Genomic DNA, 13,560 nt, shown 5'->3' on the forward strand with positions numbered 1-13,560 from the left:
AGCCGTTGGTAGAAGCAGCTGCCGCGCCGTGGATGGCTATGCGAGCGTTCTGATCTCGATCGCCATCTGGAAGGCGTGCGGGTACTTCCTGGGCAAGTTTGCACCCGAGGGCGTCGCCGCCTGACCTAACAACATCTGCCCTGAAAAGCAGGGGCGCTGTGTCGGCAAACCGGCCAGCCAATGAAAAAAGGGCCCGTCACCGGGCCCTTCATAGGCGAACCTTTCAGCTCTTGCGCGGCAGTTGCGGCACCAGGCTGCGCTTGCCGCCATCCTTGCCCTTGGGCTCAGGCTCGTCCTTGCCCTTGGGCTGAGGCTTCTGCGCCACCGCCTTCTTGGCGACGGGCTTCTTGGCCACTGCCTTGCGGGCTTTCGGCGTCTCTTCCGGCTCCTGCTTCGGCTGCACCGGGGCTTCGTCGGCCAGTGATTCGAGCTTCAGGCCGGTTTCGCCGGTCTCCTTCTTCTCGACGGTGACGCGCACCGTGCCGCCCTTCTTGAGCTTGCCGAACAGCACCTCGTCGGCCAACGGCTTCTTGATGTGCTCCTGGATGACCCGGCCGAGCGGCCGCGCACCCATGCGTTCATCGTAGCCCTTGTCGGCCAGCCAGGCGATCGCGTCCGGCGACAGGTCGAAGGTGACGCCCCGCTCGGAGAGCTGGGCCTCGAGCTGCATGACGAACTTCTGCACCACCTGATGGATGACCGGCACCGGCAGCGAGCCGAACGGGATGATCGCATCGAGACGGTTGCGGAACTCCGGCGTGAACAACCGGTTGATGGCCTCGACATCGTCGCCTTCGCGCTTGGTCGATCCGAAACCGATCGCCGCGCGCTGCGCATCGGATGCGCCCGCATTGGTGGTCATGATAAGGATGACATTGCGGAAGTCGATCTGCTTGCCGTTGTGGTCGGTCAGCTTGCCGTGGTCCATGACCTGCAACAGGATGTTGAACAGGTCCGGATGCGCCTTCTCAACTTCATCCAGCAAGAGCACGCAGTGCGGATGCTGGTCGACCCCGTCGGTGAGCAGACCGCCCTGGTCGAAGCCGACATAGCCGGGAGGCGCGCCGATCAACCGCGAGACGGTGTGGCGTTCCATATATTCCGACATGTCGAAGCGGATCAGCTCGACGCCGAGCGAGGCAGCCAACTGCTTGGCGACTTCGGTCTTGCCGACGCCGGTCGGGCCTGAGAACAGGTAGGAGCCGATCGGTTTTTCCGGTTCGCGCAGGCCGGCACGCGCCAGCTTGATCGCCGAGGTCAGCGCGGTGATGGCGGTGTCCTGGCCATAGACGACGCGCTTCAGCTCGATGTCGAGGCCTTGCAGCACCTTCTCGTCGTCTGCCGAAACCGTCTTCGGCGGGATGCGGGCCATCGTGGCGATCGTGGCTTCGATCTCCTTGATGCCGATCGTCTTCTTGCGCTTGGCTTCCGGCACCAGCATCTGCGAGGCGCCGGTCTCGTCGATCACGTCGATCGCCTTGTCCGGCAGCTTGCGGTCGTTGATGTAGCGGGCCGACAGTTCCACCGAAGCCTTGATCGCCTCGTTGGTGAACTTCACCTTGTGGAATTCCTCATAATAGGGCTTGAGGCCCTTCATGATCTCGATGGCGTCCTCGATGGTCGGCTCGTTGACGTCGATCTTCTGGAAGCGCCGCACCAGAGCGCGGTCCTTCTCGAAGAACTGGCGGAACTCCTTGTAAGTGGTCGAGCCGATGCAGCGGATGGCTCCCGAAGACAGCGCCGGCTTCAACAGGTTCGACGCATCCATCGCGCCGCCTGACGTGGCGCCGGCCCCGATCACGGTGTGGATCTCGTCGATGAACAGCACGGCGCCCGGATAATCCTCGAGCTCCTTGACGACCTGCTTCAGCCGCTCTTCGAAATCGCCGCGATAGCGCGTGCCGGCCAACAGCGTGCCCATGTCGAGCGCGAAGATGGTGGCGTCCTGCAGCACTTCGGGCACATCGCCCTCGACGATGCGCTTGGCCAGGCCTTCGGCAATCGCCGTCTTGCCGACGCCGGGATCGCCGACATAGAGCGGGTTGTTCTTGGAGCGGCGGCACAGCACCTGGATGGTGCGGTTGATTTCGCTCTCGCGGCCGATCAGCGGATCGATCTTGCCGGCCTTGGCCTTGTTGTTGAGGTTGACGCAATAAGCCGTCAGCGCATCCTGCTGCTGCTTCTTCTTGCCGCCTTCCTCCTGCGGCTCGGCGCCGTTCTGGCCGCCCTGCTCGTCATCGGCGCCGCGCGGCGAGCGCGTCTCCGATGCGCCGGGGCGCTTGGCGATGCCGTGCGAGATGTAGTTGACCGCGTCGTAGCGGGTCATCTGCTGTTCCTGCAGGAAATAAGCGGCATGGCTCTCGCGCTCGGCAAAGATGGCGACGAGCACGTTGGCGCCGGACACTTCCTCGCGGCCGGATGACTGTACATGGATCACGGCGCGCTGGATGACGCGCTGGAAGCCGGCGGTCGGCTTGGAATCCTCATCGTAACCGGTGACCAGATTGTCGAGTTCGGTGTCGATATAGGTCAGAACGGTGTGCTTCAGCTCGTCCAGATCGACGTTGCAGGCGCGCATAACGGCGGCCGCCTCGGTGTCGTCGATGAGGGCGAGCAGCAGATGTTCTAGGGTTGCATATTCATGGTGCCGCTCATTGGCGAGCGTCAGCGCCTGGTGAAGCGCCTTTTCCAGGCCTTGGGAGAAAGCCGGCATGTTACCTCACTTCTTCTCCATCACGCATTGCAGCGGATGCTGATTCTGTCGGGCGAAATCCATGACCTGAGACACTTTGGTCTCGGCCACCTCGAATGTATAGACCCCGCACTCGCCCACCCCATGATTGTGAACATGAAGCATGATGCGTGTGGCGGCTTCGCGGTCCTTTTGAAAAAAACGCTCCAGGACGTGAACCACGAACTCCATGGGCGTATAGTCGTCGTTGAGGATGAGGACCCTGTAAAGGCTGGGCTTCTTGGTCTTGGTCTTCGTGCGCGTAATGACGGCTGTGCCGCGACCGGCCTCATTGCCGTCGCCGTCACTTTGCATCCGCACCACGCTTGTTGTGGCAGTCAAACCTGAAGTCACGTAATCCTGCCTCTTTCGAATCCCCATGGCGAGTTCGATATGTAGGTGTTCGATGGACGATTTTAAGCCCTTCTTGTTAGCTGACAATATGGCTAGGTGGGCAAACCGAGGCGATTTTCAAAATCGTGAACCGCCAAAGCCCCGGAATTGAAACCGGCATGAAAAAACCCGGCCGCGCATCCGCGACCGGGTCTGTTTTGCAAGCCCGAAAGGCCGTGCCTGGTATTCTCGAGCGAAATTACTTCGCCTTGGCGACAATCGATTCGAAGGGCTTGTAAGCCTCCTTGGCGAGATCGGCATAGAGATCGCCGAACTTGGTCGCCTCGGCAACGAAGCTCTCATAGCTCTGCTTGGCGAAGTCGGACTGGATCTCGACCGCCTTTTCCAGCGACTTGGCGGAGAACAGCTTTTCGACCGCGGCGCTGCCGGCTTCGAAGCTCTTCTTGGTGTATTCGCCAGCTTCAGTGGCGATCGCCTGCGCGCCCTTGGAGAGCGAGGTGAAGCTCTTCAATCCGGTATCGGCAAACTCCTTGCCGTATTTCGAGAAGTCCTCGTAGGTCTGGGTCATTTGACGTTTCCCTTGGCGTTTTGAAGCGCCCTTGCCTGAGCGCGGTTGTGCAATGCACGAGAATATATTGTGCGCTGCACAAAAGTCAAGATTTCAGCGGCATCAGGCCGCGCTGCGCCGGCATCAGCTAAAATTCGAATAAAGAAAGGCTCAAGCCCGAGGAAAATGGTGAACGCGCCGGTTACCATAAACGGATTGGTAACGCTGGCTGCGATAGTTTGACAACAAGTGAGGTCGGATCCCTTTGCCGCCTCCAGTGCAATGAGTTTCAAAGGAACTATCAGTGCGTCAGGCGTTGTCGGTCTTCGGTTCAAAATCCGCATCTTCCCTCAAAACGATCATGATCCTCGCTTTGGCGATGTCATTTGTCGTTGCGGATGCCGCGTCCTCGATGGCCGCCAGGTCTTCGGCGATCGTCGTCGACGCCAAGACCGGCAAGGTGCTTTATTCGTCCGATGCCAACGGCCGGCGCTACCCGGCGTCGCTGACCAAGATGATGACGCTCTATCTGACCTTCGAGGCCATGGCGAAGGGCCGGATCAGCAGGAACACGCCCGTGCCGTTCTCGGCCAAAGCGGCGGCCGAACCGCCGACCAAGCTCGGCGTCAAGGCGGGCGGAGCGGTTTCGGTCGAGACCGCCATCCTGTCGATGGTGACCAAGTCGGCCAATGATTCGGCGACCGCGCTCGGCGAACTGCTCGGCGGCAGCGAAAGCAATTTCGCCCGCATGATGACCGCTAAGGCGCGCGCGCTCGGCATGGACGGCACCGTGTTTCGCAATGCCAACGGCCTGCCCGATCCCGGCCAGTTCACAACCGCCCACGACATGGCGATGCTTGGCATAGCGCTCAGGGAACATTATCCGCAGTATTACGGCTATTTCTCGCAGCGCTCCTTCCTTTACGGCCGCCAGCGCATCAATGGCCACAACCGTCTGCTCGGCCGCATCAAGGGCGTCGACGGCATCAAGACCGGCTATACCCGCGCCTCCGGCTTCAACCTCGTCTCGTCGGTTTCGGATGGCAACCGCCGCCTCGTCGCCGTCGTCATGGGCGGCACTTCGGGGCGCAGCCGCGACAACCAGATGGCCGGCCTGATCAACGCCTACATGCCGCGCGCATCGACCCGCGGCGGCGGCGCCCTGGTCGCCAAGGCCGGCGGCGACAATCCGGTCAAGGCGCTGGCCAAGGTCTTCCTGCCCAAGCATGACGCGCCGACGCCGGATGGCAAGCCGATCGTTGAAGACGATGCCGTGGCGTCCAATGACGATCCGACATCCGCTGACGAGCAGTCTGCTGAAGGCCAGTCTGCCGACGAACAGACGGTGGCCGCGGTCGAAGAGCCCGCCCCCGTCGTCAAGACCAGGAAGGTCAAGACCGTCATCGTGACGGCGCCGAAGGTCGAAACTGCGCAGATTGTGGCTGCCTATGCCGAACCCACGCCTGTATCCCCACAGGCGGTCGACCCGGTCAACACGGCCTCGGTGCCGGCTGGTTGGGCGGTGCAGGTGGCGTCGTCGCCCAAGCAGTCCGAAGCCCAGGCTTTCCTCGACAAGACCGCCAAGCTGGCGCCCAAAGTTCTTGGGGCTGCTTCCGGTTTCACCGTCGCCTTCGAAAAGGATGGCGAGACCTATTACCGTGCCCGGTTCGGCGGCTTCCGCTCGAAGGATGCGGCCTGGAATGCCTGCAATGCCCTGAAGAAAAAGAAAATCGCCTGCTACGCCGTCCAACAGTAGGGCGGCGTCGGAACCATCTCCCGGAAATTTACTGCGTCGAAGGAGACTAGTTGTGATTGGAGAGCAAGACGTCCTTGGCTTCGTTGATCCGCGCCGCCAGGAAAGACGTGCCGCCGATGTCGGGGTGCAGGCGCTGCATCAGGCGGCGGTGCGCCTTGCGGACATCCGCCGCGGCGGCCCCCGCTTCAAGACCAAGGATCTTGTAGGCCTCCTCCTTAGTCATGGCGCCCGCACCTGGCGCAACACCCAGCCCTTCGCCACCGTTCGCCTCAGCGTCGTTGCGCCAGACGGGAAAACGGCCGTCAAGATACGTCTCTAGGAGCTGGCGGCTCTCCGGGTCGCCGGGGAGTTCGCGGTAAAGCTGCTGCAGCTCGGCCAGGCCCATCGCGCCCAGCATCTTGCCTTCATGGCGGCCGGCCAGAACCAGGCCTTCAAGCCCGCCCGTATCGTGATCAAGCTCCATTTCCAGTGCGGCGGTCCGCACCGTTGAGCGCTTGCCGGGCGCCGGCCCGACCGACGGCCGCTTCATTCGCATCGACCCGTACCAGGCAAGGGCCGCGGCCAGGATGAGGCCGGCAATGCCTTCGCGCCCGACCACCAGCACGGCAAGGCCAACCAGCGCCAGAAGCACCGGCCCGAGCGTGCGCATGCCGCTTGCCAGTTTTTGCGCATCGGCACGGACAAAGATCGTCGCCGCGCCGAGCAGCACCAGAAACAGTGCAACAAGTGCAATGATAGCGCCCATCAATTCCCGCCGCCCCTGAGATGCTCGATCAGCAGCCGGTCTCCCGGCCTGTCCCTTGCCTCGAGCGCCTTCAATCCGCCGGTCGCATAGACGGCAACCGCCGAAAGCAGCCCGGCCAAGGTCGCGGCAGCCCGCCGATCAAATCGGAACCAAGCCCCTTTGGACAGCCGCGCAATCTCCTTGAACGCCTTTTCTGCGCCGGGATCATGGCCTTCCTGGAAGACGAAGACGGGAACGCCGTGCAGACCGAGGCTGCCGGCCTTCTGCGCCAGGTCGTCGATATCCTCTTCCATGGCGTCGCCGATATAGACCAGAGCATTGACCTTGGCCGCCGCCGTTTCCTTCAGCGCATGCGCCAGCACCTTGCCGATCTGGGTGTGGCCGGCACGGCAGTCGATCCGCGTCATCAGCTGCTTCAGGGCATTGGTGTCGGCGACAAAAGCCGACGAGCGGCACTCGCCCAACCCGCGAAAATAGGCCAATTGGACACTGAGGGTGCCGGCCTTGCCAACGGCGTCGAACATCTCGCCCTGCAGCTTGGCGGCGACATCCCAGGTCGGCTGGCGGCTCATCGTTGCGTCGAGGGCAAGGATCAGCCGGCCCGTGCCGGTCGCGACAAGCGTCCGGGCCTGACGGATAAAGGCGTCGATCTCGCCGGCATTGGATTGAGGCTTGACCGGCGCAGGACTGGCCCTTGCGGGCACGCGCTGCTTCTTGTCGCTCATAAGAAGCAAGATGTGGCGTTGTCGGCCCCTTGCAAGTCCAGCCTTGGACAAGATGAAGGGCCAGCGCTCGACGCTCTGGGAGAAGCGGCCGCGCCCTTGGCTCTACAGCAAGCCCAGATCGGCGAGCTCGCGCTTCAGTTTCGGCGGCATCTCGACCATTCCGGCCTTGCCCTTGCCGATATCTGCGGGCGCATCCGAAGGTTTGAGATAACGCCAGCCCTGGAAGGCGCGGCGCGGCTGCCAGTCGGTGCGCACGACGTCGAGGTCGAGCATCAGGCGGCAACGGCCGATGCCTTCGTCGTCCGTGAAGGGCCTGATATCAGTGATCAGCTGGCGGCATTGCACGCTGCCCTTGATCACCCAATAAAGCGAACCGCCATCGGTGACCTCGGCGCCGCGCGTCGGCACCATGCGGGTGGTGTGCCAGTGCTCGGCGGGTTCGCCGGCGCGGCGGCGCTCATCGAGGCGGAAGGCGATCCATTCTTCGAGGTCCTCGACGCTGTCGCAACCGACGCACAGTTTTAGGAGATTGAGTGCCATCGCTTAAGGTTTAGTCTGGCGCGCGATTGCGTCAACGGCCCTGCCCGACTTCTCCACAGTGCCAGTGGCGTTGCACGGTCAGCATTCCACGACATTGACGGCGAGCCCACCAAGGCTGGTTTCCTTGTACTTCTCGTTCATGTCGAGGCCCGTCTGGCGCATTGTTTCGATCGCGGCGTCGAGCGGCACGAAATGGACGCCGTCGCCTTTGATCGCCAGAGAGGCGGCGGTGACCGCCTTGACGGCGCCGAGCGCGTTGCGCTCGATGCAAGGCACCTGGACCAGACCGCCGACTGGATCGCAAGTCATGCCGAGATGATGTTCGAGCGCGATTTCGGCGGCGTTCTCGACCTGCTCGGGCGTGCCGCCCATGACGGCGCAGAGACCCGCGGCAGCCATCGCCGAGGCCGAACCGACCTCGCCCTGGCAGCCGACCTCGGCGCCGGAGATCGAGGCATTGGTCTTGATGATGCCGCCGACGGCGGCGGCCGTGAGCAGGAAGTCGCGGATGCTCGGCTGGTCGGCCTCGGGGTGGAAATGCAGCCAGTAACGCAGCACCGCCGGCAATGTGCCGGCCGCGCCATTGGTCGGCGCGGTGACGACGCGTCCACCGGCGGCGTTCTCTTCGTTCACCGCCATGGCGTAGATCGACAGCCAGTCATTGGCCAGCAAAGGGTTGGGCTTGTTCTGCTGCCATTGCTCCTGCAGCTTGTCGTGCAGCATGCGGGCACGACGGCGCACTTTCAGCCCGCCCGGCATGATGCCGTCCTGCGACAGGCCGCGGTCGATGCAGCCCTTCATGGCGCCCCAGATCGCATCAAGGCCGCTGTCGAGCTCCTCGCGCGACATATGCGTCTCTTCATTGATGCGCTTCATGTCGGCGATAGACAGGCCGCTTTTGCCTGCCATCTTCAGCATCTCGACGGCATTCTTGAAGGGATAGGGCACCTTCTTGCCTTCTGTGGTCACCGAGCCCTTCACCTTCATCCGCTGCAGCTCTTCCTCGGACACCACGAAGCCGCCGCCGATGGAATAGTAGATGCGCTTGAGCAGCAGCCGGTCGCCGGCATCGTAAGCGTAGAAGGCCATGCCGTTGGCGTGGCCGGTGAGCGGCGTCTTGCGGTCGAGCACCAGATCCGTCGCCGGATCGAAGCGATAGGAGGGATGGCCGCGTGGCGATATCCGCTTCTCGGCGGCGATGCGCGTGGCGATTCCCTCGGCCTGATCGGGATCGACCGTCTGCGGTGTCAGGCCAGCAAGTCCGAGGACAACGGCGCGATCCGAGCCATGGCCGATACCGGTATAGGCGAGCGAGCCGTGCAGGCTGGCGCCAATGCGATCGACCTTGACGCCGGCCGGGCGCGGCCAGTCATCGCCGGCGATCTCGTCGAGAAACCGCCGCGCCGCTGTCATCGGTCCCATCGTGTGCGAACTCGACGGTCCGATGCCGATCTTGAACAAGTCGAAAACCGAAAGAAACACGCTGCGCCGTCTCCGGGAATGGGATCAAGACCTACATATAGGACTTTCCATGATGTTTGTGCTGTTTTGCGGATTGCGGCGCTGCACCTGCCGACCTTGTTTGCTCCGGCAGCGACATCCCCGGCTGAAAGCGCGTCGCGCTGAAACGGATTCATGCGACGCGCTTTAAGTTCTTGTTTTAATGCATGTGGTTGTCCCAGAACCGCAGCTCACTTCTGGGCGACATGCTTTGGAGCATCGAACTGACCGCTTTGCCTGTGGTAAAAGGGGGCATGGGCGATTCCTTCCATCTGTCGACGGCTGATCTGGCGGCGCTGGCTTTTTTCCTGCTCGCATGGTTGCTGCATACGCTGGCGTCCGACGGCAGACTGGTCAGCCGGGTGTCGTTGACGATGGCCATGAACGTGCAGCGCGAGGCCTGGATGCGCACCATGGCCGAGCGCGAAATCCGCATCGTCGACACCGCCATCATGAGCGGCCTGCAGCAAGGCACCGCCTTTTTCGCCTCCAGTTCGCTGATTGCGCTCGGTGGCTGTTTCGCGCTGCTTGGCGCCTCGGATCAGGTCCTTGCCGTGCTGAACGACCTGCCGTTGAACGCGACCTCATCGCGCTCCGCCTTTCAGATCAAGGTCTTTGGTCTGGTCCTGATCCTGGCCTTCGCCTTCTTCAAGTTCGGCTGGGCCTACCGTCTCTTCAACTACTGCACGATCCTGATCGGCGCGGTGCCGATCCCCTATGGCGAGGCGTCACGCAACCCGGTCAGCGAAACGGCGGTGTGGCGCGCGGCGCGCATGAACATGCTGGCCGGCAAGCATTTCAATTCAGGCCTGCGCGCGGTGTTCTTCTCGATCGGCTATCTCGGCTGGTTCGTCGACCCGATCGTGTTCGTGCTGTCGACGCTGCTGCTACTGGCAGTGCTGGTGCGGCGTCAGTTCTTTTCCGCCGCAAGGCAAGCCGTGATCGGTCAGCCGCCCGGGCCGGGGAAAAGCTGGTCGATCCGGCCCGACAGCCAATAGGCGGCGAGCCCGATCCACTCGCGGATCGCCATGGTCGTGGTCTGCAGCGAATCGGGTGCGTTGTCGCGAAACAGGCCAAAGCCTTCCTTGCCCGAGGTGCGATAGTCGACCGGCCACGGGACCGTGTGAAAGCCGGCCTTGTCGAACAGCGCCTTGGCGCGCGGCATGTGGAAGGCGGAGGTCACCAGCAGCCAGGTTTCGCCCGATTTCGGCGTTACCAGTTCCTTGGTGAAGACGGCATTCTCATAGGTGTTGCGGGATTTGCTCTCGAGCATCAGGCGATCGGCGTCGACGCCAAGCGCACCGAGCAGCCGCGGCGCGGTGGCCGCATCCCCCTCGCCATCGATGAACAGTTCACCGGTGCCGCCCGAGATAACCACTTTCGCCTCGGGAAAGCGCCGGGCAAGGATCGCCGCCTCGACCATGCGGTCGCCGCCGGAATTCAGCTCATAGCCGCCGCGCGCCAAGTTGATGGCGCCCTCGAAGCCGCCGCCGAGCACGACAATGCCGTCGACCTTCCGCGGCAGCGGCGGCTTTGGGAAGCGCTCTTCGAGCGGATTGAGCATCATGGCGCCAAGCGACGTCCAGGCCGACAGCGCCAGAATCAGGAAGGCGAACACACTGCCCGTCGCCGCCAATCGCCGGCGGCCGATCAGCGCCGCGAGCAAGCCGGCAAGCAGCAGGAAGATCGCCAGGTTGAGTGGTTGGACGAAGAACCAGAATACCTTGGAGAGATAGAAGAACATTGCCTGCCTATCTCCAGCTCAAATTGTGACGGCCGGTGAAGTGCTCGACCGCACTCGCTACCGCTTCCGCTTCGAGGCGGCTTAACTCCCTGCCGAAAACAAGGACGCCGTTCGCGTTAGTCAAGCTGATGACTTCCGACAGTCCCACTTCGTCCGTGGGATAGGTATGGTCGAGGATTTCGACCCTAAGATGCCCTTTCAAAGGCAGTGACCACCGATTTCGCAAGGAACCCCTCACCGAGCGCACGGCTGCAGTGTCGGTCAGCCGCAGGGTTTCCCTGCCGAACACCCGCCAGATGAAATCCTTGCCCAGGAAATAGGTGAAGAGGGCAATGACCGCCACGAAGGACAGCAGGCCGAGCGTGCCGCTGGTGAGCGTTGCGGACGACATATCCGTCAATCCCATGTAGCCGGTGTAGGCGACGATCGCGGCCCCGATCAGGACAAAGACTGTCCTGAAATCCGAGGTGCGTGGCGGGTTCGTGATCAGCAGTTCGTTTCCCGTCTCGACGATGGAAATGCGACACGGAGGCGGCATGCTACCACCACTTCTCCGGCTGGAAGGTTCCCGCCGCCTGCTCGATGACGGCGGCTGTCTGGAACAGGGTTTCCTCGTCGAAGGGACGGCCAATCAGCTGCAGGCCGAGCGGCAGGCCCTTGGCATCGAGGCCGGCAGGCACGGCAATGCCCGGCAGTCCGGCCATGTTCACGGTCACCGTGAAAATGTCGTTGAGGTACATTTTGACCGGATCGGCGGCCATGTCCTCGTCAGCGATGCCGAAGGCGGCCGACGGCGTCGCCGGCGTCAGGATGACGTCGACGCCGTCGGCAAAAACCGTCTCGAAGTCGCGCTTGATCAAATTGCGCACCTTCTGCGCCTGCAGATAGTAGGCATCGTAATAGCCTGCCGACAGCACATAGGTGCCGATCATGATGCGACGCTTGACCTCTTGACCGAACCCGGCGGCCCGGGTCTTTTCGTACATGTCGACAATGTCCTGGCCCGGCACGCGCAAGCCATAGCGGACGCCGTCATAGCGCGCCAGATTGGATGACGCTTCGGCAGGCGCTACGATATAATAAGCCGGCAAAGCATATTTGGTGTGCGGCAGCGAAATGTCGACGATCTCGGCGCCGGCATCCCTGAGCCAGGCAATGCCCTTCTGCCACAGCGCCTCGATCTCTTCCGGCATGCCGTCGACGCGGTATTCCCGGGGAATGCCGACCTTCATGCCCCTGATCGGTTTGCCGATCGCCGCCTCGTAATCCGGCACCGGCCGGTCGACGGAAGTGGTGTCCTTGGCGTCGACCGAGGCCATGGACTTCAGCATGATCGCGGCATCGCGCACGTCCCGGGCGATCGGGCCCGCCTGATCGAGCGACGAAGCGAAGGCGACGATGCCCCAGCGCGAGCAGCGGCCATAGGTCGGCTTGATGCCGACGGTGCCGGTGAAGGCGGCTGGCTGGCGGATCGAGCCGCCGGTGTCGGTGGCGGTGGCGCCGGCGCACAGGAAAGCCGAGACGGCGGAAGCCGAGCCCCCCGACGAGCCCCCCGGCACCAGTTGGGCATTGTCCAGCGTGCGCGCGGTCTTGGTGCCGCCGGCCGAAACGAAACCGCCATCGCCCTGATGCGTGGTCGGCATCACCACCGTGTCGAGGCGCGAACGCCGCCATGGATTGACGACAGGGCCGTAATAGGAGGTCTCGTTGGACGAGCCCATGGCGAACTCGTCCATGTTAAGCTTGCCCAGCATGACGGCGCCGTCTGCCCACAGATTGGCGGTGACGGTCGATTCGTAGCGCGGCTTGAAGCCGTCGAGCACATGGCTGCAGGCCTGGGTGTGGATACCTTCGGTGCCGAACAGGTCCTTGATGCCGAGCGGGATGCCTTCCAGCGCACCGCCATGGCCCTTGGCCAGCCTGGCGTCGGAAGCTTTGGCCATATCGCGCGCCTTGTCGCCGGTGACGACGATGTAGGCATTGAGCACCGGATTGGCGCGCTCGATGGCACCGAGATAGGCCTCGGTGATTTCGACGGCCGAAATCTCCTTGGCGCGCAGCTTGGCGCGCGCCTGCGAAATCGTCAGATGGGTCAGTTCGCTCATCAAAGGCTCTTTTCGTAAAACACCGACCACTCGGAATCGGGATAATCCAGCACCGGCCCGCAGCGCGAGAAGCCGGCGCGTTCATAGACGGTCCAGGCGGCGGGATGGCGGTCGCCGGTTTCCAGCACCAGACGCTTCAGCCCTTCGCTGCGCGCTAGCGTTTCGACATGTTCGACGATCTTGGCGCCGATCTTCCTGCCCCGATGCGAAGGCCGCGTGTACATGCGCTTGACCTCACCGACGCGGGCATCATGGCGCTTCAGCGCGCCGCAGCCGATGGCTTGCCCGTCGTCGCGGGCGATGAACACGGTGGTGTCGTCGCCGGCCATCTGCTCGACCGTCAGATGGTAGCAATGCTCCGGCGGCGTCAGTTCGAGCAGCGTCGCGTTGAGCTCCTCGACCAAAGCGCGGACATCGTCCTGCAGCGGCGTTTCGATGGCGATCTCGATTGCCATCGGCCAGCTACTCCACGACCTTCGGCACGAGGAAGAAATTCTCGTCAGTGGCCGGCGCGTTGGCGACGATATCGGCAGCCTTGTTGCCGTCGGTGACGATGTCTTGGCGCTTCTTCATCTCCATCGGCGTCACCGATGTCATCGGTTCGACGCCGGAGACATCGACCTCGTTCAGCTGCTCGACAAAGCCCAGAATGGCGTTCAGCTCGCCGGTCATGCGCTCGGCATCCTCCTCGCTCACCGCAATGCGGGCGAGACGCGCGACGCGCTTCACAGTTTGCAGATCAACGGACATGTCTTTAGCCTTTGGGAAAACCAGATGGCGCTATAGCGGCGTGGCGCGTGCCGCGCAACATCG

At 62.9% G+C, this 13,560-nt stretch carries 15 protein-coding genes; 2 read left to right on the top strand and 13 right to left on the bottom strand.

All coding sequences use genetic code 11. The annotated features are described in order from the left end of the window. Nucleotides 1-223: 223 nt before the first annotated feature. The 4 genes from clpA to NKJ18_RS11920 form a co-directional block, all read right to left on the bottom strand. Entirely contained in the window at nt 224-2,713 is a 2,490-nt protein-coding gene (gene clpA / locus NKJ18_RS11905) for an ATP-dependent Clp protease ATP-binding subunit ClpA (protein WP_023754876.1), read from the bottom strand. Between the two features lie 6 nt (nt 2,714-2,719). Next, nucleotides 2,720-3,046 (bottom strand): ATP-dependent Clp protease adapter ClpS, encoded by a 327-nt coding sequence (gene clpS / locus NKJ18_RS11910; RefSeq protein WP_023671012.1) that lies wholly within the window; start codon nt 3,044-3,046, stop codon nt 2,720-2,722. A 277-nt stretch (nt 3,047-3,323) separates the two neighbouring features. Beyond that, nucleotides 3,324-3,653 carry a phasin family protein gene (locus tag NKJ18_RS11915; RefSeq protein WP_023671011.1) on the bottom strand — a complete coding sequence of 110 codons (330 nt, stop codon included), beginning with the start codon at nt 3,651-3,653 and terminating at the stop codon, nt 3,324-3,326. After that, nucleotides 3,650-3,925: a hypothetical protein gene (locus tag NKJ18_RS11920; RefSeq protein WP_155923319.1), complete on the bottom strand. Its 276-nt coding sequence runs from the start codon at nt 3,923-3,925 to the stop codon at nt 3,650-3,652. Before NKJ18_RS11920 ends, NKJ18_RS11915 begins: the two co-directional genes overlap by 4 nt. Before the next feature lie 68 nt (nt 3,926-3,993). Here NKJ18_RS11920 and NKJ18_RS11925 point away from each other — a divergent pair, with 68 nt between their 5' ends. Beyond that, nucleotides 3,994-5,388 (top strand): SPOR domain-containing protein, encoded by a 1,395-nt coding sequence (locus tag NKJ18_RS11925; protein WP_373420149.1) that lies wholly within the window; start codon nt 3,994-3,996, stop codon nt 5,386-5,388. A gap of 46 nt (nt 5,389-5,434) precedes the next feature. On the opposite strand, the gene NKJ18_RS11930 is transcribed toward NKJ18_RS11925, so the two are convergent. The 4 genes from NKJ18_RS11930 to NKJ18_RS11945 form a co-directional block, all read right to left on the bottom strand. After that, nucleotides 5,435-6,133, bottom strand: coding sequence for a DnaJ domain-containing protein (locus NKJ18_RS11930; RefSeq protein ID WP_023730128.1), 699 nt, complete (start codon nt 6,131-6,133; stop codon nt 5,435-5,437). Further along, the gene (locus NKJ18_RS11935) at nt 6,133-6,858 is read right to left on the bottom strand and encodes a hypothetical protein (RefSeq protein WP_023712359.1); all 726 of its coding nucleotides are present in this window, start codon (nt 6,856-6,858) and stop codon (nt 6,133-6,135) included. Before NKJ18_RS11935 ends, NKJ18_RS11930 begins: the two co-directional genes overlap by 1 nt. Before the next feature lie 102 nt (nt 6,859-6,960). Next, nucleotides 6,961-7,398: a DUF1489 family protein gene (locus tag NKJ18_RS11940; RefSeq protein ID WP_023671006.1), complete on the bottom strand. Its 438-nt coding sequence runs from the start codon at nt 7,396-7,398 to the stop codon at nt 6,961-6,963. 78 nt (nt 7,399-7,476) lie between these two features. Further along, entirely contained in the window at nt 7,477-8,880 is a 1,404-nt protein-coding gene (locus tag NKJ18_RS11945; RefSeq protein WP_023730130.1) for an L-serine ammonia-lyase, read from the bottom strand. A gap of 272 nt (nt 8,881-9,152) precedes the next feature. Between NKJ18_RS11945 and NKJ18_RS11950 the strand changes: the two genes are divergently transcribed. After that, the gene (locus tag NKJ18_RS11950) at nt 9,153-9,896 is read left to right on the top strand and encodes a DUF599 domain-containing protein (RefSeq protein ID WP_023671004.1); all 744 of its coding nucleotides are present in this window, start codon (nt 9,153-9,155) and stop codon (nt 9,894-9,896) included. Here NKJ18_RS11950 and NKJ18_RS11955 read toward each other — a convergent pair. The 5 genes from NKJ18_RS11955 to gatC are packed head-to-tail and all read right to left on the bottom strand — an operon-like array spanning nt 9,845 to nt 13,497. Continuing rightward, nucleotides 9,845-10,642, bottom strand: a complete 798-nt coding sequence (locus NKJ18_RS11955) for a YdcF family protein (protein WP_023693431.1) — start codon at nt 10,640-10,642, stop codon at nt 9,845-9,847. The genes NKJ18_RS11950 and NKJ18_RS11955 overlap by 52 nt on opposite strands. A 7-nt stretch (nt 10,643-10,649) precedes the next feature. After that, nucleotides 10,650-11,180, bottom strand: coding sequence for a hypothetical protein (locus NKJ18_RS11960; protein ID WP_023724368.1), 531 nt, complete (start codon nt 11,178-11,180; stop codon nt 10,650-10,652). Between the two features lies 1 nt (nt 11,181). Then, a complete protein-coding gene (locus NKJ18_RS11965; protein ID WP_023724367.1) occupies nt 11,182-12,747 on the bottom strand; it encodes an amidase in 1,566 nt (521 codons plus the stop codon). Next, complete coding sequence (locus NKJ18_RS11970; protein WP_023706217.1) at nt 12,747-13,202, bottom strand: GNAT family N-acetyltransferase; 456 nt, start codon at nt 13,200-13,202, stop codon at nt 12,747-12,749. The genes NKJ18_RS11965 and NKJ18_RS11970 overlap by 1 nt, the downstream gene beginning before the upstream one ends. 7 nt (nt 13,203-13,209) lie before the next feature. Beyond that, nucleotides 13,210-13,497 carry an Asp-tRNA(Asn)/Glu-tRNA(Gln) amidotransferase subunit GatC gene (gatC, locus tag NKJ18_RS11975; protein ID WP_023670999.1) on the bottom strand — a complete coding sequence of 96 codons (288 nt, stop codon included), beginning with the start codon at nt 13,495-13,497 and terminating at the stop codon, nt 13,210-13,212. Nucleotides 13,498-13,560 lie beyond the last annotated feature (63 nt).

The organism is Mesorhizobium sp. M0217, assembly GCF_040321955.1.
In the GTDB taxonomy this organism is placed as follows: Bacteria; Pseudomonadota; Alphaproteobacteria; order Rhizobiales; family Rhizobiaceae; genus Mesorhizobium.